The sequence below is a fragment of the Streptomyces sp. NPDC058221 genome (assembly GCF_042882365.1).
Lineage (GTDB): Bacteria > Actinomycetota > Actinomycetes > Streptomycetales > Streptomycetaceae > Streptomyces.
In genome coordinates this window covers 1-20744 of the sequence record NZ_JBHVWF010000016.1, presented here as the reverse complement: position 1 = coordinate 20744, position 20744 = coordinate 1, and the positions used below count along the sequence as shown (strand labels likewise).

Here is a 20744-nt window from a genome sequence, read left to right as displayed (position 1 = left end):
TCAGGTCCTTTCGGCGTAGGTCGTGGGCGCCGTCGGCGCGGGCTCGCGCTTCTGCTGCGCCGGGAGCTGCTGGCGTACCAGCTCCAGGGAGCGGGTGACGGCGCCGACCTCGTCGTGGTGGCGCGGATAGAGGACGGTGCGCCGGTCACCACCGGCGAGCGCCTCTGCCTGGTCGGCGAGGGCGCGCAGCGGGCGTACGACGACGATGTGCAGCCAGCCCAGACAGGCGACGGCGGCGGCCATCCCCAGCAGCCCGGCGAGAACCGTGAGGTTCTGCCTCCGGTACTCGGGAATGGCGAGGGAACTGGCGGGCTGCCGGCTGACCACGGTCCAGCCGAGGGTCTTCGCCGCTCCGCCGCCGGCGAAGGGCGCGGCCGCGGCGATCTGCGTCTTGCCGCCGTCGCGGTACAGGATGCCGCTGGGGTGCAGGCTCGTACCGGTCTTCTGGTTGGTGCCGGCCACGAGGGTCCGCAGCCGTTCGCCGGGCAGCTCCTGGAAGGCGCGGTAGCCGGTGTTGCCACCGATGATCCGCTGCTTCTCGTCGACGATGTTGACCTGGCCGAGGCCGGGCCGCTTGAGCAGGGCGTTGACGAACTCGATGCGGAACTCGCCGACGACGGTGGCGCCGTCGCGACCGGGAATACCGGCCTGACCGGCGATGACCGGCTTCTTGCCGGAGTCGTTGAGCACCCGGATCGGCTGGTCGGTGGAGGCCTTGCCCGCCGGCCGCTGCGGGGCGTCCCCGGCGCGCGCGACGACCTTGCCGGACGCGTCGACGACGTAGATCGACTGGTAGCGGTCGTGCTCCTGCCGGGTGCGTTCCAGGACGGTGCGCATATCGGCGGGCGAGGTGTCGGCGCCGATCAGGGTGGCCACCGACAGCAGGTCGGCCTGACCCTCGTTGAGCCCCCGGCGCACCCGGTCGGTGAGGGTGTCGGTGCGCTCGCGCTGGTCGTTGACCAGCTGCTGCGGTACGACGGCGGTGGCGTCGGCCCGGTTGAGGAGCAGCAGCATCGGGGCGCACCAGGCGAGTACCAGCACCCCGCAGACGACGAGCAGTCCGCGGCTGCCGAACCGGCCGCGCCGGGGCGGCTCCGCGGACCGGCCCTCGCCGAGCAGCTGACGGCGCAGCCGTTCCAGGGAGTTCCCGATCCGGGCCGCTTCACCGTACGAGGGGGCGCTGACCGGCCGGTTGAGGTCGCCACGGGTCAGCCGCCGGCTCTCCAGGAAGAGCCGGATCAGGGGCCGTTGGACGGTGCCCAGGAGCAGCGCCACGGCGAGTGCGCCGACGACGACCAGGGAGCCCGCGGCCACCAGACCGAAGAGCGGGCCGGCGACCGTGGTGGGGTTCTCGGACACCGGGACCATGGCGACGACGCTGAGGCCGAGCCCGGTGGCGACGGTGGGCTCGCCGGGCTGGGGGCCGGCGAGCGAGGCGTAGCCGGCGACGTTCCGGTCACCCGCGTGCACGCTGCCGAGCAGGCTGCCGCTGACGCCGGGGAAGCCGCCGGCGCCTGGCTCCTTGGCGGACAGGGGGTGTTGGCGGACCTTGACCGAGGCGGTCTTCGCGAAGCTCTTCAGCTGCTTGCCGGCACGTTTGGCGTCGGCGCGCTGGGTGGCGGTGGTCAGCTGTTCGGGCTGCGGGATGCCGTCGCTGGAGAGGATCGCGGCGTCGGTGTCGATGACGGCGATGGAGCGGAACTGGCCCAGGCTGATGCCGGGGAAGCGCAGGTTGCTGGAGGCGACGAGGAGTTGCTGCGGGACACCGGGCCAGGAGAGCAGCGCGAAGGAGAGCAGCCGGGTCTCTCCGTTGGCGAGCTTCACCATGCGGGGGCTCAGCCCGTCCTTGCCGCTGAGCTTCGTGGTGTCGATCGCGGTGAGGGGGACGTTCTCGCCGCGGGCCGCGAGCAGCTTGCCGGAGGAGATCTCGACGACCGCTGTGCCGGTCCACTTCTGGTAGACGCTGCTGATCTTGTCGAGTGCCGCATCGGGAGAGACCGGGTCCGCGGCGTTGAACAGGCCGGCGGTCCGCCCCAGGTCGGTGAAGCTCTCGTCGATGGAGGCGCGCAGCGCGATGGCGCCGTCCTCGGCGAACTGCTGCTGGGAGGTCAGCACCGCCTCGGGCACCCGGTCCTGCGCCGTGCGGCCCAGACCGAGCGCGGTGATGGCGGCCAGCGAGAGCAGCAGGACCGAGAGGACCGCGATGGGCGGCCGTATACCACCCAGCAGCGACATATCGGCCCGGCGGCGGACCTTGTGTCGCCGCTTCACAGGCGTGGCGGCCATGGTGCATCCCTTCTGGAACTTCACACGTTTTCCGGCACTTCCGGCGCTGCAGGAGCTGACGACACTGCAGGGGCAAACGGAGCTTCCGCTTGCTACTGAACTTTCGCAGCTTCTGTTTCTTGCGGACATATCGGACTTCTCGGCGCGTTGGCGCACCCAATAAATCGAACGTCCACGCGGAATAGCATGACTGGTTCGGATTCCGAACGGTTGCATCGAAAGGGGCGGATGTGACACAGGCCACTCGAATCGGGCCACAGTGCCGGCCGGGTACACCCCGGAGACATCCCGTGTTCACCTGACCGACTTCACCGGCCGACTTCACCGACCGCCCTCAACGGGTGACCCCAGCGGGCATCCTCACGGCCCGCCCGCGGGCCCGGCGGTCAGCCGGGCAGGCCCTCCAAGGCCTTCAGTCCATCCTGCGCGGCCCCGCGGTTGAGCATCGTGCCCTGGGTTCGTTCGAACGCCAGCCGGTAGCGGGCCCGCTCCTCGGCCGTCAGCTCCTTGTCGTCGCGCAGCGCCGCGGCCACATCGATGAGCCGGTGGTCCTGAACCGCGTCGGACGGCGCCGGATTCGCCGCGTCCGCCTCCGGCGGAATGGTGACGAGTGTCGGTACGTACCGCGCCCGCACGTCCCACGACCCGCCGCGCTGGTGGAACTCGAACCAGCCGATGACGCCCTCCTCGGTCAGCCCGGTAGGCACCTCGTGCCGCGCGACCTGGTTGCCCAGTCCGTAGGCGATCCAGGTCCCGTTGACCTTCTCCATCGGCTGCACGACATGGGCGTGATGGCCGATGACCAGGTTGATGCCGGTCTCCCGGGCGATCCTGCGCGCCAGCTTGACCTGTCCCGAGCTCGGCTCGGGATGGTGCTCGCGTCCCCAGTGGATGCTCAGGATGACCACATCGGCGCCGGCCGCGCGCGCCCGCTTCTCGGCTTCCTTGATCCGGCCCAGGTCGTTCTGGTTGACGATCCAGGGCGTACCGGCCGGGACGTCGCGCCCGTTGAAGCCGAAGGCGTACGAGAGCTGGGCCACCTTGACGCCCTTCACGTCCATGATCAGTGGCTTCTCGGCCTCGGCCTCGTTGCGCGCCGAACCGGTGTGCTTCAGCCCGGCCTCGTCGAGTGCGTCGAGGGTGCGCTTCACTCCGGGCATGCCGTGGTCGAGGGTGTGGTTCGACGCCGTCGAGCAGGTGTCGTAACCGATCCGCTTCGCCGCGGTGGTGATCTGCGGCGGCACCAGGAAATCCGGGAAGCTGCGGAAGGGGCCGTCCGGCTTGCCCACCACCGGCTCGAAGTGACAGATCGCCAGGTCGGCCCGGGAGATGACGGGCTGCACCCCGGCCATGAGCCGGTAGAAGTCGAGCCCCTTCTTCCCCTCGGCCTTCGCGTCCTTGCGGGCCTGGTCGATCAGCGGCTCGTGGATCAGGATGTCGCCGGCCGCCGCGACGGTGAACGACGTCCCTCCGCCCTTGTCCGAACCGCTCCCGTCGGACCCGGCATCGCTGCCCAGGAGGGAGCAGCCGGTGGCAGCCAGCGCGAGGAGTCCGGCCAGGCCAGCGCGAGAGATGAAGGGAACATAAGGACGTCGGGTCACCCATGTATTTTTACTTGAATATGACGAGCAAATGGGCCAAAAAGTCGACGATCTCTGCAACATTGCTGGTCACAGCTGTCGTAGCGGCTGTTGTGGTGCTCGTCACCTCCCCCGGAGGAGGAGGTTCCGACGGGGACCGGCCGCCGCATGCCCGGCCCCGTGACGGCGTCGATCTGGCCGCCAGGATCGACGCGTTCACCCGGGACACGATCCGCCGCAGCGGCTTCCACCCGCCGACGGCCCTGGACCGCCACACCATCGCCGACGGCGTCGGGCTCTACCTCGACGGCCGCCACAAGGACGCCGAGCGGCGCCTCGCCGAGGTCGACTTCGGGGTCAGCACCTTCACGGACACGGCCACCGGCCGGCGCTTCGCCGAGATAGCCGACCGGGCCCGCGAATCCGCCCGTGGCTGGGGACGCGTGTACATCGACCTGTCCCGCCCGGCCGCGACCTGGTCCGTCCAGGTCCCGCACCCCGTCGCCGACGCCGACAGCGAGAAACTGGGCGTGGGCGCCTGGCGTGCCACCTCGGGCGGGGTCATGGTGCTGGCGGGCGCGAACCGCAGGGCGGGCGAAGGCGACGCGGCCGACGTCGCCCACCGCCGTGACACCGTCTTCCACGCGGTCTGCGCCGAACTGGTCACCCGCCGGCTGCCCGGCATCCAGCTCCACGGCTACGCCGACTCCACCGAACCGGACTACGACGTGATCGTCTCCACCGGCAAGGGCGACCACGGCCGCGCCTGGGGCGAGGGACTGTCGGCGGCGCTGGGGCGGGAGGGCTTCGACGTCTGCCGGGTCTGGGTGCGCCGCTGCTCCCTGGAGGGCCGTACGAACGTCCAGGGCCGGGCTGCGGCGGTGGAAGAACTGCCCTTCCTGCACGTTGAGTTCAGCCGAACGGTTCGATCGTCACAGACTCGGATCGGCCGTGCGGTGACGGCGATCAGGGAGGCGGCGGGATACACGGCGCAGAGCGCCCGGCCCACGGCGACGGCGACGGCGACCGGGCGGGCCGGGCGCTAGGGCTCCAGCCGACAGACAAGGGTCAGTGGGCGAAGCCCCAGTCCAGCATCTTGGCCGCGTCGGCGAAGACCTCCTGGTCGGCGCCGACGATCGCACCGACCAGGGCGCGGTTGTCCCGCTTGGCGGCAAAGACGAGCGAGTAGCCGGCCTCGGCTCCGCTGCCCGTCTTGACGCCGAGGGCGCCGTCGTAGGTGCTCAGCAGGTCGTTGGTGGTGTTCCAGGTGTAGTACCGGGTATGGCCGTTGGCCGCCGGTGCCTCCGCCTCGAACTGCTTGAGCTTCACGATGTCGGCGAAGACCGGCTTCAGCATCGCGCGCTGGCCGAGCCTGGCAAGGTCGCGTGCGGTGCTGCGGTTGTCGCCGTGCGAGATGCCGTCGAAGGAGTCGAAGTGTGTGCCGGTCAGGCCCAACTGCTGGGCCTGCGAGTTCATCTGGTTCTCGAAGTCTGCGATCCGCGCCTCCTGCGTGTCCCCGTTGCCGAAGCTGTCGGCGAGGGCCATCGCGGCGTCGCCGCCGGAGGGGATCAGCATGGCGTGCAGCAGCTGGCGGGCGGTCAGCTTGTCGCCCGTCTGAAGGTCGGCGGTGCTGGACCCGTTCTCGGCGACGTAGTCCCGGTACTCCTGCTTCACAGTGATCTGCCGGTCCAGCCACTCCGGATGCTGGAGCACCACGAGCGCTGTCATGATCTTGGTGGTGCTGGCCATCGAGACGCTCTCGTCGGCCTTGGTCCCGGCCCACATCGCCCGCTCCTGGCTGCCGTCGCGGGCGTCGAGCAGGAAGGCGTTGCCGGTGGCGACGTCGGGCGCGGCCTGGTCCCTGACGGCGGGAGCGCCCTGGCCCTGATCGTCCGCGGAGTGCGTGACCGTGGAAGTCGCCGCTTCGGCGAGGCCTCCGGCGACGATCGGCAGGACGGCGCCGGCCAGCGCGACGGTCGCGATGCGGGCTCCGGTGCGGTGGATGCGGTTGGGACGGGCGTGCGAACCCATGAGCCTCTTCTTCTCCCGGCGCGGGAACGCCGGCTCGTGACGAAAATCAGTGCGTATCGAACCTACTTGCGCACGAACAGCCGTTGTCAAGATCGACGTGTCGTAGCCGGGTAACAGGAATCACGGCCATGGAGATCTCGTGCAGACCTCTTGTGGGACCTACGACTTCGGTCGCGCACTGTAGCCCGGCAGTCTCAACACGTCGCGGGTGCGGGGCCCCAGGGCGTCGTTGTCCTGATCGATCAACCGAGGGCGAGGGACGGGGCACCGCGGGCGCCGGACACTCCCGACGGGCCGCCCATCGGAACGAGACCGATCGGGTCGTTGGCGATCTGCTGCCGCTTGGCCTCGTTCCAACGGGCGGCGTCCATCTGCCAGTCGTACGACAGCGGCATGACGTGGTCGATCTGCACCTCGGCGGCCTGCCGCTTGCGGCACTCTGTGGCCGTGCCGGTGTACGGGGTCCTTGACGTCATGGCGACGGCCACGCGGTCGGAGCGGGACCGCAGTTCGAAGTTCGAGCCGGCGCCCACATCGCTCCCAACTCACACAGCAGCGCACCCCAATACCCACAGCGGGGCAGAACGCCAGCCGGCTCGAGTTGAGAGCGATGCGGGCGAATCCAGGTACTCCGCCCCCCGACATCAACGCGCTACCGGTCGATCGACGTCGTCCGCGTCGCCGGCCCCTGCCGTGTCCCCGTCGACGACCGGGGCCAGGGAGCGGATGCGGGGTATCGGTGAGGGCAGCAGCCACAGCACCGAAAGGGCTCCTCCGACGGCGGCGACGAGGAGGGTCGGCCTCAGGCCGACGAGCGTGGCGAGCACGCCGCCGACGACGGCACCGACGGGGCGTATGCCGTAATTGACCGTGCTGTACGCGCCCGCGACACGACTGCGCATCCGGTCGGGGATCACGGCGGCCTGGAGGGAGTTGAGGTTGACGTCGAACAGCATGACGCCGAAGCCGGAGAGGAATTCGGCTGCCGCCAACGCCCCGGCGCCGAGCCAGACAGGGCCGTCCGCTGCGGCGGCGATGGCAATCGGTGCAGGGAAGAGCACGGCGCCCGCGACGATGCTGCGCCCCACACCGAACCGGCGCGAGATCGCGGGAGCGGACACCGCGCCGAGCAGGGCGCCGGTCGCGCCCACCCCGAGCGCGAGACCGATCATCCCCGCCGACAGCCCCAGGCTCCGGCTGGCGAACAGCACGATCAGCCCACTGCCCGCGACGAGGGTGAAGAAGTTGACAGTGGCAGCGCAGCCGAGAGAGGCCCGCAACACCGGGTGACGCAGGACGAACGCCAGGCCCTCCCTGGCGCGCCGGACCAGTGAGGGTGCGGCCGTGCCGGTGGCGGCTGTCGGCAATTCGTCCACCGGGACCCGGCCGATCAGAACCGCTGACGCCAGGAAGCTCAGGGCATCCACCACGACGGCGACGGGTGCGGTGAGTGCCTGGACCAGAGCGCCGCCGATCGCGGGGCCCGCCACCTGCGAGACCGAACGGCTGGCGCTGAGCCTGCTGTTCGCGTCGACGAACGAGGCGCGCGGTACGAGTCGCACGAAGAACGGCGGATAGGCGGTGCTGAACAGCACCCCGGCAGCGCCCGTCAGCAACGCCACCGCATACAGGTGCGTGAGCGTCACCGCCCCCAGCACGTAGGCCGCCGGCAGGCTCAGCAGTACTGCGGCGCGCAGGAGGTCGGCGAGGATCATCAGCCGGCGTTTGCGTACCTGGTGATCGACCCAGGCTCCCAGGAACATCGCGAGCAGGTTGGGGGTCCAGATGAGGGCGGTCAGCCATGCCACCTGGTTGGCCGAAGCGTTCAGCGCACTGACGGCGATCAGGGGCAGGGCCAGTTCGGTGATCCGGTCGCCGAACTGTGAGACCGAATGGCCGGCCCAGAAGCGGCGGAACCGTCGGTCCCGCCACAGCGATATCGCGGCTTCCCCGTCCGGGCTGTTCACGACGTCTGCCCGGGCTGCTCCTCGGCGCCTTCCGGCAGGAGGTAGCGCATCAGCCGGACGCCGCGGCCGTCCGTGGGCCGCTCGGCCGGGTCGCGGTTCACGTACGGCGCGAGAACACGCTCGATCCCGTCCTCGATGGCGGCGAGTTCATCGGCCGAGACGACGACGCGGGTGTCGGCCAGCCCGGCCGCCCTGCGCCACTGCGGATCCAGTCCGGGCTCGACCTCGGCGGCCCACCGGCCCGGCACGTCCGCATAGCGCAGGAACATCTGCTGCGACAACGCCCGCGCGGCTGCCCGGCCCTCCTCATCGGTCGGATCCTGCGGCGCCTCGAACCGGAAGCCACGCGCCACGGCCTCCCACCGGCGCTGGCGCCGGTCCGGGCCCGGCTCGCTGTCGCGGACGAGCCCGAAGCCCGCCAGATGGCGCAGATGCCAGCTGGTCACCGAGGGCGTCGCACCCACATCGGGCGCGAGCTGCGTCGCGGTGGCGGGCCCGTGCCGGCGCAGGTGATCGAGGATCGCCAGCCGGACCGGATGCGCCAGCGCCCGCATGGCTTGAGGATCGGTGATCTCGATATCGCCCAGGCGATTACTGTCGGCCATGACATGAGAGTCTCCTCTCACAATTCATGAGAGTCAACTCTCACATCTGTGAGGGAAAGAGTGAGGGCGGGCGGTGCCCACCGGTGCGGGCCCACGCGGTCAGCCGCCGCACAGCTCCAGCATGACCTTCTTGTCCGCCGTCGTGACCGGGAGTTCGTACTTCAGCGAGACCTGGGCGAACCGCAGCGCGTAGGAGCACCGGACCGGCTTGTACGGCGGCAGCCAGGACGCGGGGCCCGAGTCACGCTTGGCGTTGTTCGCGGGACCGTCGACCGGGATGAGGTTGAGCGGGTCGTTGGCGATCTGCTGCCGCTTGGCCTCGTTCCAGCGGGCGGCGCCCATCTGCCAGTCGTACGACAGCGGCATGACGTGGTCGATCTGCACCTTGGTGGCCTGCTGCTTGCGCCACTCGATGGAGTCGCCGGTGTACGGGTCCTTGAGCGTCATGGCGACGACCACGCAGTCGGAGCCCGACCGCAGCTCGACCTTCTTGCCGTCCCTGGCCAGCAGGTCGTTTCGGGTTATCTACACCGTCCCCTTCTCATCGGTTTACGTGAGTGACAGCCGTGTCCTCTTCCTGTGCCTCGCCGTTATCAGTCACACCAGAAGGCACATGGGCTACACGTCCAATCAGAGGAGGAAGCAGTGGGATTACACGCGGAGAAGGCCATCTCACCCACGACAGGGGAGGCCACATGGTTGCTCGTGGACGATGAGACGTACCGGCCTCATCCCGAGGTACGGGAGTTCGCGCTCTACCTGCGTGGTGCGGGGCGCTCGCCGCAGACACAGCGCGCCTACGTCCCCCGGATCGGGCGCTTCCTCAACTGGTGTGCCGAGCGCGGCACCGACTGGAAGTCCGCCGGACTCGGCGACATGATCCGGTTCAAGTTCCACGTCGAGCGGACACCGACCCGCCTTGGGCGGCTGCCGTCGGGAAAGACAGTCAACGCGGTACTCACCGCGGTGTGCGAGTTCCTCCGATTCTGCGCCGTCCAGGGGCATGTGGCTCACGAGGTCGCCGCACGGCTGAGTGAGCCGCGCTTCCTGGCCTCGCCACCGAGTGGCTTCGACCCGGGCGAAGGCGGCCAGCACCTCATGATCAAAGCTCGCGTTCTGAAGGCACCCGAGGTGGAGACGGCGCCGGCAACGCTCACAACACCGCAGGTCGGAGAGGTACTGGAGGCAGCGCGCACGGCCCGGGACCGGCTTCTCCTGACCGTGCTCGTGGAAGGAGGCCTGCGGATCGGTGAAGCTCTCGGGCTGCGGCGGGAGGACATGCATCTGCTGCCCGACTCCACGCATCTGGGCTGCCGAACTCGTGGCGCCCACCTCCACGTCCGACCGCGCCAGGACAACGAGAACGGTGCTCGTGCGAAGGCGGGCCGTCACCGCATGGTGCCGTTGGTACAGGGGGCGGTTCACCGTTACCGCGACCATCTCGCCGAACGGGAACAGGTAGCTCAAGCCGCCGACTGTGACTACGTGTTCATCAATCTCGTCGGCGGCTGTGCGGGCCGCCCCATGACGTACTCCAACGCCAAGCAGGTCATCGAACGGATCGGGAAGCGCTGTGGCCTCCGTGCCCGCCCGCACATGATGCGGCACACGGCGGCGACCCAGTGGATTCGCAGCGGAGTCGCACCCGATGTGGTGCAGACCCTGCTGGGACATGCATCGTCGGCGAGCACAGCTGTCTACTTGCATGCCCATGACGAGGACCTCCGGGCCGCCGTCGACCGTCTCGCGCCGGAGGTCGCCCTATGACACCCGCCGCCAGCCTGACCGTCGTCGCCCCGATCGATCACCTCGATCCCGGCTGGCCCGCGTGGCTCGACGAACGCCTCGCGCCTGATTGGCGGGCGCGCGAGTGGAATCAGAGCAAGGCGCTCTTCACAGCCGACCCGAGCAATCCGGCGACCAAGGTGTTCGCTTGCGTAGTCGCAGCCTGTTCCACCCATGTAGAGAGCAACGGAGGTCGCTGTGACGCGTGCCGCAAAGCCCGTCAGCTCCAGGGAAATCCAGCGGATTTTGATGCAGAGCACACCCCCGTCGTTTCCCGGCGCAGACCGAACTTCACGAACGGAACGATGCCCGGGGTGTCCCAGTTTTCGTTGTCCAAAGTCTCTAGCGCCGTTCGCCAGGAGATGCTGTACGGGCTCCAGCAACGTGACAGTGCCGGTATCAGCCTGGTTCCTCAGCGCGTCCGCCGCATCGTGGCCGGGCTCCCCTCGGGTATCGGCTCGCTCCTGGACCTGGACGAACGCTTCGTCTCCGGGCTTCCGGCTGCCGCTGCCGGGGTTCTGAACGGTATTCTGCTCCATGTTCGGCGTGCTCGCGTCGAGTTCGAGGGCGTCGACCCGACCGCGGGTGACGTGTGGGAATGCGCCCTGGTAGGACTCCGCGCCGGGCGTGGCAGGAAGTACGTCGCCGTCCACGGTGACATCGACTTCCGGCCCGTGCGCCAGAAGTGGCTGCGGGAGCTGGTCAAGGAATACGGCCGTACGGCTCGGCCCAGCGTCCTGGACCTGCGGCAGACCGTATACGCGGCAACGATCGCTTCTGCCGCCCTCGCGAGCCGCCCGCACGGCGATGTCCCGGAACAGCTCGCGATGGCGGACATGACCGCTGTGGTGGACATGTTCCGCATCACCAAGCGCCCCGAGGACGGCCACGACTACTCCACCAGCCACCGCCGGGCGCTCCTTCGCAGCTGGCGCGCATTTCTCGAGTTCGCGCGCCAGGCCGGGATGATGGACCATGTTCCCGGAGGCTTCGCCCTCAATCCCCGTTATCACACCATCGCCGCCGTCGAGGTGTCCGAGGATGACATCGGCCGGGCTGTTCCCGAGCACACCATCGCTCAACTCGACGCATGTATACACCTGTTGGGCACCTCGACCGCGTACGAGAGCGGCGGCTGGTCCTCCGCCGACTTCGCGCGGATGTACCAGGTGGTCTACGCGGTCCTCCGGGACACCGGCCGCCGCCCCGGCGAGGTGACCAGCCTGCGCCGCGACTGCCTGGAGTGGGTCGACGGCAAGCCGACTCTGGTCTACGACAACCACAAACGCCGTCGTCACGGCCGTAGGCTCCCGGTCTCCGAGGTCACTGCTCGGGCGATCGAGGCCTGGCAGAAGGAACTCGACCGCCTGCCTGCCGTACCGGACTGCGAGCAGTGGCTGTTCCCCTCCCCGGGACAGCGCAACCGGCCTCGTCGTGGCCATCTGACCGCTGCACAGTTCTGCAGCAGGATCTTCCGAGACTGGGTCGACGAACTGATCCCGGACCTCGTGGACGAGCGCCTGGACGACAGCGGTGAACCTCTCGCCTACGACCGCACCCAGATCGTTCCCTACGGGTTCCGCCATGCGTACGCCCAGCGCCATGCTGATGCCGGCACCCGTCCGGACGTCCTCCGGGAACTGATGGACCACCGGTCCCTGGACGTCACGATGGGCTACTACAAGGTCTCGCTCACCAGGAAACAAGAGGCTGTGAAGACGGTGGCAAAGCTCGCCGTCGACCGGCACGGCGCCCCGCGAGGCTTCGAGGACTCCTTGGCCTACGAGGTGGAGAGCGTCGGAGTCCCATACGGCGGCTGCACCGAGCCAAGCAACGTCAAGGCCGGAGGAGGACACTGCCGCATTCGCTTCCAGTGCGCCGGCTGCGACTTCTACCGGCCCGATCCCTCCTACCTCCCTGCCCTGGAACAGCAGATCGCGGACCTGCGGGCCGATAAGGAGGCAGCCCTGGCCATGGACGCCGCCGACTGGGTCGTACGCAATCTCGACGACCAGATCCGCGCCTACGCGAAGTCGGCCGACGAAATGCGACGGAAGCTCGACGGAATGACGCCGGAGGAGCGGGACACAGTCGAATCCGCCTCGCGCGAGCTGCGTAAGGCGCGATCAGCCGCCGCCTTCATCCCCGTGCAAGCCCTCACAGCGGGAAGGACCCAGTGAAGCAAACGTCCTCACCCGATGCCAACGGCCGGGACGCCCGGATCGAGCGCTTACGCGCCAGCCGCGCCCACGACAGCGAGGCCAAGACAGCACGCACGCTGGAAGCGCTACGTGATCTACTCGGTTCTGGTCGGCGCATCACCGTGGCCCAGGTGGCCCGAGAGGCGTCGGTGTCCACCTGGTTCGTCTACAACCAGCCCCAGGTCCACGATGCCGTCCAGGCCGGTATGGCCACGCAGCGCGAGCAGGGCCGGCAGCGGGTTCCCGCTCCCAGCAGGCACAAGGTGCCTCCTGCCGCCTTGCAAACGGAACTCGCGCTGGCCCGAGACGAGATCAAGGACCTCAAGCAAGAGCGGGACAGGTTGCGTGAACGCGTCCGGCTGTCGCTGGGAGCCGAGATCGAAGGGGTCGACCGCAGCCGCCTAGTGGAACGCATCCAGCAACTGGAGAGCGACAACACCGCCCTGATCCGAGAACTGTCGTATACCCGCGACCAGTTGACCGCTCTGGAGGGACGCCTGCGGGAGACCGAGGACGAACTCGTCGCCGCCAGAGCCGGGCTCCGACGTGCCATGCGAGTCGTACCGCCGGAGTGAAGGCACCGCAGTCATGGAAAGCCGCACGCGCGGGCGGGCCACATGGAACCCTTGCTGCCCATGACGACTGAGGACCAGCAGTACGGCCAGTGGATCAGGCGACGTGTGTACATCGAGTGCCCACGGTGCGGTTACGTCGACCTCGGTCCGGGGCACCTGAACGACCAGGGCACCGTGGAAATCCGCACCTGTGAGGACTGCGGCTCCGAGATCGAGACCGAGCCGTATTTCACCTGCCCTCCCGGTGAAGCAACCGCCTGGAATCTGCAATAGGCGCTGTCTGTGGCAGTTGGCGGCGCGCACATCCTCCTTGCGCCGTCAACTGCCCCTTCAATCGCCGCACTGCTTCAGCATCATCTGCTTGTCCGGGGCTGTCACCGGCATCTCGTACTTAACTGCGACCTGGGCGAACCGGACCGCGTACGCGCACCTGATCTGCTTGTTCGGCGGCAGCCAGGACGCGGGCCCAGAATCGCCCTTGGACGAGTTCGCTCGCCCCTCGACCGGGATCAGATTGAGCACGTCGTTCGCCAACTGCTTGCGCTTGCTCTCCGGCCAGCGCGACGAACCCATCTGCCAGCTGTACGACAACGGAACCACGTGGTCTATCTGCACCTCAGTGGCCTTCTCCTTGCGCCACTCGATGGTCGTCCCGGTGTACGGATCGTGCAGCGTCATTGCTATGACCACGCAGTCGGAGGCGTCCCGGAAGCGAAGGCTCCGACCATCACGATGAATGAGATCGTTTCGAGTGTCACACCCGTTCCTCGCTAGCGGCACCCCGTCCGCCGTGTCCATCCAGGCATACCCGAACTCGTCACGGTCGTAGCCAGTCTTGGGGCCCCGCCCCTTCGTTGACAGTTCCTCGATGAGCTTTCGCGCCGCAGCCTTGTCCGGGTCCGTCGTCACGGGTGCAAGTCCCGGCTTCGTCCCGTCCGGATTATTGAGTGGACTGACCGCTCGTCCGTCCGGCGCAGCCGGCCCTGATCCCGTCGACGAGGTTCCCGCGTCAAGCCCCTCGCATCCCGAGAGGAGAATCGCGGCAACCGCTGCCAGCCCTGCGGCGCGGGAAAAACGCGTGCCCACAGCACCCCTGTGCCTCATGTCCCTCTCAGTAAGCACAGCCAACCACTCCCCCCGTGAGCTGCACAAACGACCCAACCACCCGACGAAGCATAGAGATAATTCGGGTGTCGCAGCCGTTCCGGGAGAGGGGTACGCCGTCGACGGAGTCCTTCCAGGCGTAGCCGAACTTGTCCCGCTCGTATCCGGTCTTGGGACCGCGCCCCTTGGTCGCCACCTTCTCGATGACCTTGCGAGCAGCCGCCCGGTCCGCATCGGAGGTGAGGGGCGCCAGGCCCGGCTTCGTACCGTCGTCGTTGTCGAGCGGGCTGGCACCGAAGCCGGTGGCCGACTGGCCGCCGCCGTTCGAGCCGGTGCCCGGGGACTCGGCTCCGGACGTGATCTTCTCGGGGTCGCAGCCGGCCAGGGCCAGCACCGTGGCCATGCCGAGGGCGGGCACCATCACTCGATACACGCGGGGAGATATCACTCGTAGCCGTCCTGACGGGGAGAAAGCCGAACTTCCGAATCCTACGGATGTCTTCCCCGTCAGGGCGCGTTCATGGCCACCGGTCGCCCCTGATGCGGCCCGGATCACACCTTGCCGATGCCCAGCGTCGTCTCCGAGGGCAGCATCCCGGAACCGAGCGCCGCCACCCACAGCGGCCCCAGCAGTTCGACGAGCCGCTCCCGCTCCCCCTCCCCGAGCACGCGCCAAGGACCGGCCGCCGCCTCGTCGGTGCGCCGCTCGACCTCGGCCCGCAGGGCCCGCCCCTCCTCCGTCGCCGTACCGTCTTCCGCCAACAGCCCCCGCTTCAGCAGCCGCTGACGGGCCGCCCGCCACTCCCCCTCACCCCATCCGCGACTCGCGAACACCTCGGGGCGCGCCGCGCCGATCGCGGCGAAGGAGACCAGCGACTCGACCGGATCGAGCTCCGCGTGCGCGAGGGCGGCGAGATGGCCGTCGCCCCGGTGCTCGCGCAGGACGGTCGCGGCCTGCCAGAGGACGAGGTGGGGTTCGTCGGGCCAGGGCAGTGCGGCGTTGGCCTCGGCGAGCGGCCGGCCGGCCGTGTCGGCGGCCTCCGCGACGCGGCGCACCAGGGCCGCGGCCGCGGCCGTCTCCGGGGCGCCGGCCGCCTCGCCCAGCAGGGTCCGGTAGGTGCGGTCGACGGCCCGGCGTCTGGCCGCGAGCACCGCGCCCGGCGAGGCGACGGACCAGGCGGCCGGGACGTGCTCGGCGACCATCTCGGGGCTGAAGCTGTAGAAGGTCTCGGTGACCCGCTCGGCCCCGGCCTCGCCGAGCGGTGCCGCCCGCCAGGCGAAGTAACTCGGCCAGCGCTCGCCCACCCCGTAACCGAGCACCGCGGCCTCCTCGAAGGCCTCCGGCGCGTAGTAGAGAACAGCGTGCAGGGGCTCCAGCAGATGCCACAGCTGCCGTACGCGACCCAGTTCCTCGGACATGTCTCCGCCTCCGCACTTTCGGCCATCTTGTCGCTGACTAGATGGACAGCGTGCACCTCGCCCCCTAACTTGTCAATGACTAGATTCCGCGTAGCCTGCTGTCCATGACCAGTGACCGCACCTACCACCACGGCGATCTGCGGCGGGCCGTTCTCACCGCCGCCCTCGACGTCATCGCCACCGAGGGCCCCGCCGCGCTGAGCCTGCGCGACCTGGCCCGCCGGGCCGGCGTCTCCCACGCCGCCCCCGCCCACCACTTCAAGGACCGCACGGGCCTGCTCACCGCCATCGCCACCGAGGGCTACGCGCTCTTCGCCGACGCCCTGGCCGGGGCGCCGGACCTCCGGGAGCGCGGCGTGGCATACGTACGGTTCGCGGCGACGCACCCCGCGCACTTCCAGGTGATGTTCCAGCCGGATCTGCACCACGCCGACGACCCGGAGCTGCTCGCCGCCCGCGCCCGGGCGACCGAGGCGCTGCGCGCGGGCGTGGCAGATCTCCCGCCGGACGGCCGGGGCAAGGACGACCGCCTCGCGGGGGTGGCCGCGTGGTCGCTGGCCCACGGCTTCGCCGCGCTGCTGCTCAGCGGCAACCTCTCCGACGCCATGGAGGGCCGGGACCCGGAGGAGGCGTTCCGGTCGCTCACCGCGTTGGTCTTCACGCCGGACAACACTCGCGACCGCTGAGGGGGCGCGCCCTGGGCTGCCGATGTGGAGGGACCTCTACCGACACCCGTGGCAGACCGGGGAAGGCGCCATGTACGCGGCGGGCCGTATCGTGCGCTGCCGGTGTTCGCGCACAGTCATCCGATCCTGATCTCGTACCGCAGCTTCTGCCCCCGGGGAGGCATGACCATCACATCGACCTGGATCGGACGGTCATCCGCGTCGAGCGTGAGCCGGGTCAGCTCGAGAACCGGCTCGTCGGCTCTCAGGGCCAGGTCCACGCACTCGGTCTCGGACGGCATGCGCGCAGCCACGTCCTCTTGCGCCCGGACGCCGACATGCCCGAGTTCGCTGAGCAGTCGAACGGCCCCTCCCCGGAGCTTCGCCGTGGCTGCCAGTCCGGTACCCCGCGCGATCTCCACGGGTAGTAGGTGTCGGTCAACTCGCATGGCTCGCCGTCGAGATACATGATCCGCCGCCGCGCGACGACCGGTCCGCCCCGCTCCACCGCGAGCAGTTCGGCCACCCGCGCCGGGGCGGCGGCTTCGCCGGCGCGCACGATCTTCTGCGTACCGCGCCGCCCCGCCGCCGCTGCCTCGGTGCCCCAGACGTCGCCCCCGCCCTCCGTCGGCGCCAGGTAGCGAGCTGACCCACTGATCACTTCTTTTTCACGCACGGCCTCCCCCTTCACCGACGACGAGCCCTGCCGGGCACGATGAGTGGGAAATCCCGGAGCTACGACCCCAGGATCGTCGTCAGGAACTCCCCCGTCCACGCCAGCAGTTCGCGCCCCACCACCGGCTTGCCGCCGATCTTTCCGGCCGTGGGCCGCGGCACCAGGATCTGGTGCAGGGCCGGCTTGATGATCGTCTTCGGGTAGAGGCGCTTCAGGCGCAGCTCCTGGGACTCGCGCAGTTCCACCGGGGCGAAGCGGATGTTCGGGCCCTGGAGCACGATGTCGCCGACGCCGCAGGCGCGGGCCAGCATGCGCAGGCCGGCGACCAGGAGGAGGTTCTCGACCGGCTCCGGGAGCTTGCCGTAGCGGTCGGTGAGCTCCTCGCGGACCGCCCTGATGTCGTCCTCCGAGGAGGCCGAGGCGATGGAGCGGTAGGCCTGGAGGCGGAGGCGCTCGCCGGGGGCGTAGTCGTGGGGGACGTGCGCGTCGACCGGGAGCTCGATCTTGACCTCCAGGGGCGGTTCCTCCTCCACCCCGCCTTCGAGGGAGGCCCGGTAGCCGGCGACCGCCTCGCCGACCATGCGGATGTACAGGTCGAAGCCGACGCCCGCGATGTGGCCGGACTGTTCGCCGCCCAGGAGGTTGCCCGCGCCGCGGATCTCCAGGTCCTTCATGGCCACGTACATGCCCGCGCCCATCTCGGTGTGCTGGGCGATCGTGGCGAGGCGCTCGTGGGCCGTCTCGGTGAGCGGCTTCTCCGGCGGGTAGAGGAAGTAGGCGTAGCCGCGGTCGCGGCCACGGCCGACGCGGCCGCGCAGCTGGTGGAGCTGGGAGAGGCCGAAGTTGTCGCCGCGTTCCACGATCAGGGTGTTGGCGTTGGAGATGTCGATACCGGACTCGACGATCGTCGTGGAGACCAGGACGTCGAACTTCTTCTCCCAGAAATCCACCACCACCTGTTCCAGGGCCTGTTCGGACATCTGGCCGTGTGCGGTGGCGATCCTCGCCTCGGGGACGATCTCGCGCAGCCGGGCGGCGGCGCGGTCGATGGACTCGACGCGGTTGTGGATGTAGAACGCCTGGCCCTCGCGGAGCAGTTCGCGGCGGACGGCCGCGCCGATCTGCTTCTCCTCGTACGGGCCGACGAAGGTGAGGACGGGGTGGCGCTCCTCCGGCGGGGTGGTGATCGTCGACATCTCGCGGATGCCGGTCACCGCCATTTCGAGCGTACGGGGAATGGGCGTCGCGGACATGGTGAGGACGTCCACGTTGGCGCGGAGCTTCTTCAGCTGCTCCTTGTGCTCGACGCCGAAGCGCTGCTCCTCGTCGACGATGACCAGGCCCAGGTCCTTGAACTTCGTCTCGGAGGAGAAGAGCCGGTGGGTGCCGATGACCAGGTCGACGGAGCCTTCGCGAAGCCCTTCGAGCGTCGACTTCGACTGGGACTCGGACTGGAAACGGCTCAGCGCCCGTACGTTGACGGGGAACTGGGCGTACCGCTCGGTGAACGTGCCGAAGTGCTGCTGGACCAGGAGGGTCGTCGGGACGAGGACGGCGACCTGCTTGCCGTCCTGGACGGCCTTGAAGGCCGCCCGCACCGCGATCTCCGTCTTGCCGTAGCCGACGTCGCCGCAGATCAGCCGGTCCATGGGGACGGACTTCTCCATGTCCTCCTTGACCTCGGCGATGGTGGTGAGCTGGTCGGGCGTCTCCGCGTGCGGGAAGGCGTCCTCCAGTTCGCGCTGCCAGGGGGTGTCCGGGCCGAAGACATGGCCGGGGGCCGCCATCCGGGCCGCGTAGAGCTTGATCAGGTCGCCGGCGATCTCCTTGACGGCCTTCTTGGCGCGCGCCTTCGTCTTGGTCCAGTCGGAGCCGCCGAGCCGGTGCAGGGTGGGCGCCTCGCCGCCGACGTACTTGGTGACCTGCTCCAGCTGGTCGGTCGGGATGTAGAGCCGGTCGCCGGGCTGGCCGCGCTTGGCGGGGGCGTACTCGACGAGGAGGTACTCGCGGGTGGCGCCCTGCACCGTGCGCTGCACCATCTCGACGTACCGGCCCACACCGTGCTGCTCGTGCACGATGTAGTCGCCCGCCTCCAGCGTCAGCGGGTCGATGCTCTTGCGGCGGCGGGTCGGCATCCGGCCCAGGTCCTTGATGGCGGTGCGCTGACCGGTCAGGTCCGTCTCGGTCAGGACGGCGATCCTGAGCTCCGGGTCGACGAAGCCGAAGTCGATCGCGCCGCAGGAGACGTGGACCAGGGACGGCGAGATCTCCGCCAGGTCCGCGTCGAGGCGGGCCGGGATGCCCTCGCCGCTCAGCACCTCGACGGTCCGGGTGGCGAGGCCCTGGCCCTCGGTGACGTACACGGTGCGCCAGCCGTCGGCCAGCCAGCCCTTGGTGTCGGCGAGGGCGCGGGCGGTGTCGCCGCGGTACGCCTCCGGGGCGTGCATCCGGAGCTTGAGGGTGTCCTCGTCCAGCTCGTCGTCGGCGGCGAACGGGGAGATGGACCACCACATCATCTCCAGCTCGCGGGCCCGGTCGCGGACGTCCGCGATGCCGCGCAGCGAGGCCGCGCCGACATCGATGGGCGCCACGCCGCCGCCCGCGGTGGCCGCCCAGGACGCCTGGAGGAACTCCTGGCTGGTGGCGACCAGGTCGGCGGCCCGGGTGCGGACCCGCTCGGGGTCGCAGACCACGGCCATCGAGCCCTTGGGCAGCACGTCGATCAGCAGTTCCATGTCGTCGACGAGGACCGGGGCGAGGGACTCCATGCCCTCGACCGCGATGCCCTCGGCGATCTTGTTGAGGAGTTCTCCCAGCTCGGGGTGGGCCTCGGCGAGCGCGGCGGCCCGCTCGCGGACCTGGTCGGTCAGCAGCAGCTCTCGGCAGGGCGGCGCCCACAGCCCGTGCTCGGCGATCTCCAGCGACCGCTGGTCGGCGATCTTGAAGTAGCGGATCTCCTCGACGTCGTCGCCCCAGAACTCCACCCGCAGCGGGTGCTCCTCGGTCGGCGGGAAGACGTCCAGAATGCCGCCGCGCACCGCGAACTCACCGCGCTTCTCGACCAGTTCGACCCGGGCGTACGCGGCGGCCGCGAGCGCCTCGACCGTCTCGCCGAGGTCGGCGCTCTGCCCGATCCGCAGCGCCACGGGCTCCAGGTCGCCGAGCCCCTTCACCTGCGGCTGGAGCACGGAGCGCACCGGTGCGACGACGACGGAGACCGGTCCGGTCTCCGGGTCGTCCTGCCTCGGGTGCGCGAGGCGCCGCAGCACGGCCAGCCGGCGGCCGACGGTGTCGGAGCGGGGCGAGAGCCGCTCGTGCGGCAGCGTCTCCCAGGACGGGAACTCCGCGACCGTGTCCGGCGGCAGCAGCGTGCGCAGCGCCGCCGCCAGGTCCTCGGCCTCGCGTCCGGTCGCGGTGACGGCGAGCACGGTCCGCCCGGCGTCCCTGGCCAGCGCCGCCACGGCGAAGGGCCGGGCCGCCGGCGGGCCCACCAGGTCGATGTGCATCCGGTGGCCGTCCCCGGCGGCCTTCACCGCTTCGGACAGCGCCGGGTCACGTACGACGACATCCAGCAGACCGTGCAGGCTCATGAAGACTTCCGTCCGGGTAAAGAGGGCGAGATCTGGCAGCCGGCTGCTGCCAGGGGCAACGCGAAGGGCCCGACACGTGCAGGGGGTGGTGTCAGGATCAGGCCGCAGATGTGCGTGCCGGCCCGCGCGAGCCCGGCATGATCCAGAAACCACCCCCGGACGGGCCGGGGTTCCAGCGTACGACTCCGGTCGGACAGCCGCTCCCGCAACGGGTACCGGGGCCACCCCGCGCGGGCCCCGGTACCCCGCGGGCACACGGG

At 69.7% G+C, this 20744-nt stretch carries 15 protein-coding genes and 3 pseudogenes; 6 read left to right on the top strand and 12 right to left on the bottom strand.

Translation table 11 applies throughout. From position 1 onward, the window contains the following. Together ACFVW8_RS08015 and ACFVW8_RS08010 are read right to left on the bottom strand one after the other, a co-directional pair. Positions 1–2286: a HAMP domain-containing protein gene (locus tag ACFVW8_RS08015; protein ID WP_389687264.1), complete on the bottom strand. Its 2286-nt coding sequence runs from the start codon at positions 2284–2286 to the stop codon at positions 1–3. 386 nt (positions 2287–2672) lie between these two features. Further along, positions 2673–3887, bottom strand: coding sequence for a CapA family protein (locus ACFVW8_RS08010; RefSeq protein ID WP_389687262.1), 1215 nt, complete (start codon positions 3885–3887; stop codon positions 2673–2675). Between the two features lie 62 nt (positions 3888–3949). Here ACFVW8_RS08010 and ACFVW8_RS08005 point away from each other — a divergent pair, with 62 nt between their 5' ends. Next, a complete protein-coding gene (locus ACFVW8_RS08005) occupies positions 3950–4912 on the top strand; it encodes a hypothetical protein (RefSeq protein WP_389687260.1) in 963 nt (320 codons plus the stop codon). 22 nt (positions 4913–4934) lie between these two features. On the opposite strand, the gene ACFVW8_RS08000 is transcribed toward ACFVW8_RS08005, so the two are convergent. From ACFVW8_RS08000 to ACFVW8_RS07980, 5 genes and pseudogenes are all read right to left on the bottom strand, one after another. Beyond that, positions 4935–5897, bottom strand: a complete 963-nt coding sequence (locus ACFVW8_RS08000; protein ID WP_389687258.1) for a D-alanyl-D-alanine carboxypeptidase family protein — start codon at positions 5895–5897, stop codon at positions 4935–4937. A 242-nt stretch (positions 5898–6139) separates the two neighbouring features. Continuing rightward, a complete protein-coding gene (locus tag ACFVW8_RS07995; protein ID WP_389687256.1) occupies positions 6140–6430 on the bottom strand; it encodes a DUF1524 domain-containing protein in 291 nt (96 codons plus the stop codon). A gap of 111 nt (positions 6431–6541) precedes the next feature. Next, positions 6542–7864 (bottom strand): MFS transporter, encoded by a 1323-nt coding sequence (locus tag ACFVW8_RS07990; RefSeq protein ID WP_389687254.1) that lies wholly within the window; start codon positions 7862–7864, stop codon positions 6542–6544. Continuing rightward, on the bottom strand, positions 7861–8469 hold the full coding sequence (locus tag ACFVW8_RS07985) for an ArsR/SmtB family transcription factor (protein ID WP_389687252.1): 609 nt from the start codon (positions 8467–8469) through the stop codon (positions 7861–7863). Before ACFVW8_RS07985 ends, ACFVW8_RS07990 begins: the two co-directional genes overlap by 4 nt. Before the next feature lie 99 nt (positions 8470–8568). Beyond that, a pseudogene (locus ACFVW8_RS07980) lies at positions 8569–8991 on the bottom strand (HNH endonuclease family protein); the annotation flags it as partial. 183 nt (positions 8992–9174) lie between these two features. Between ACFVW8_RS07980 and ACFVW8_RS07975 the strand changes: the two are divergent. From ACFVW8_RS07975 to ACFVW8_RS07960, 4 genes are all read left to right on the top strand, one after another. Beyond that, positions 9175–10236 carry a tyrosine-type recombinase/integrase gene (locus ACFVW8_RS07975; RefSeq protein ID WP_389687250.1) on the top strand — a complete coding sequence of 354 codons (1062 nt, stop codon included), beginning with the start codon at positions 9175–9177 and terminating at the stop codon, positions 10234–10236. Between the two features lie 347 nt (positions 10237–10583). Then, complete coding sequence (locus ACFVW8_RS07970) at positions 10584–12434, top strand: tyrosine-type recombinase/integrase (RefSeq protein ID WP_389687248.1); 1851 nt, start codon at positions 10584–10586, stop codon at positions 12432–12434. Continuing rightward, positions 12431–13030, top strand: coding sequence for a DUF6262 family protein (locus ACFVW8_RS07965; RefSeq protein ID WP_389687246.1), 600 nt, complete (start codon positions 12431–12433; stop codon positions 13028–13030). The genes ACFVW8_RS07970 and ACFVW8_RS07965 overlap by 4 nt, the downstream gene beginning before the upstream one ends. Positions 13031–13090: 60 nt before the next feature. Then, the gene (locus ACFVW8_RS07960; RefSeq protein ID WP_389687245.1) at positions 13091–13303 is read left to right on the top strand and encodes a hypothetical protein; all 213 of its coding nucleotides are present in this window, start codon (positions 13091–13093) and stop codon (positions 13301–13303) included. A gap of 57 nt (positions 13304–13360) precedes the next feature. Here ACFVW8_RS07960 and ACFVW8_RS07955 read toward each other — a convergent pair whose 3' ends face one another. From ACFVW8_RS07955 to ACFVW8_RS07945, 3 genes and pseudogenes are all read right to left on the bottom strand, one after another. Then, on the bottom strand, positions 13361–14134 hold the full coding sequence (locus ACFVW8_RS07955) for an HNH endonuclease family protein (protein WP_389687376.1): 774 nt from the start codon (positions 14132–14134) through the stop codon (positions 13361–13363). Between the two features lie 82 nt (positions 14135–14216). Continuing rightward, positions 14217–14582 (bottom strand): annotated as a pseudogene (locus ACFVW8_RS07950) (HNH endonuclease); the annotation flags it as partial. Between the two features lie 104 nt (positions 14583–14686). Further along, the gene (locus ACFVW8_RS07945; RefSeq protein WP_389687243.1) at positions 14687–15553 is read right to left on the bottom strand and encodes a hypothetical protein; all 867 of its coding nucleotides are present in this window, start codon (positions 15551–15553) and stop codon (positions 14687–14689) included. 104 nt (positions 15554–15657) lie between these two features. Here ACFVW8_RS07945 and ACFVW8_RS07940 point away from each other — a divergent pair, with 104 nt between their 5' ends. Next, positions 15658–16239: a TetR/AcrR family transcriptional regulator gene (locus ACFVW8_RS07940; RefSeq protein ID WP_389687241.1), complete on the top strand. Its 582-nt coding sequence runs from the start codon at positions 15658–15660 to the stop codon at positions 16237–16239. Between the two features lie 116 nt (positions 16240–16355). On the opposite strand, the pseudogene ACFVW8_RS07935 reads toward ACFVW8_RS07940, so the two are convergent. Together ACFVW8_RS07935 and mfd are read right to left on the bottom strand one after the other, a co-directional pair. Further along, positions 16356–16744, bottom strand: a pseudogene (locus tag ACFVW8_RS07935) (UTRA domain-containing protein). A 209-nt stretch (positions 16745–16953) separates the two neighbouring features. After that, positions 16954–20484 (bottom strand): transcription-repair coupling factor, encoded by a 3531-nt coding sequence (gene mfd, locus ACFVW8_RS07930; protein WP_389687240.1) that lies wholly within the window; start codon positions 20482–20484, stop codon positions 16954–16956. Positions 20485–20744 lie beyond the last annotated feature (260 nt).

Excerpts from the sequence above, each read along its gene's own strand:
- ACFVW8_RS08015 (WP_389687264.1), bottom strand. The coding sequence starts at position 2,286 with ATGGCCGCCACGCCTGTGAAGCGGCGACACAAGGTCCGCCGCCGGGCC.
- ACFVW8_RS08000 (WP_389687258.1), bottom strand. The coding sequence starts at position 5,897 with ATGGGTTCGCACGCCCGTCCCAACCGCATCCACCGCACCGGAGCCCGC.
- ACFVW8_RS07985 (WP_389687252.1), bottom strand. The coding sequence starts at position 8,469 with ATGGCCGACAGTAATCGCCTGGGCGATATCGAGATCACCGATCCTCAA.
- ACFVW8_RS07960 (WP_389687245.1), top strand. The coding sequence starts at position 13,091 with ATGACGACTGAGGACCAGCAGTACGGCCAGTGGATCAGGCGACGTGTG.
- ACFVW8_RS07955 (WP_389687376.1), bottom strand. The coding sequence starts at position 14,134 with ATGAGGCACAGGGGTGCTGTGGGCACGCGTTTTTCCCGCGCCGCAGGG.
- ACFVW8_RS07945 (WP_389687243.1), bottom strand. The coding sequence starts at position 15,553 with ATGTCCGAGGAACTGGGTCGCGTACGGCAGCTGTGGCATCTGCTGGAG.
- ACFVW8_RS07940 (WP_389687241.1), top strand. The coding sequence starts at position 15,658 with ATGACCAGTGACCGCACCTACCACCACGGCGATCTGCGGCGGGCCGTT.
- mfd (WP_389687240.1), bottom strand. The coding sequence starts at position 20,484 with ATGAGCCTGCACGGTCTGCTGGATGTCGTCGTACGTGACCCGGCGCTG.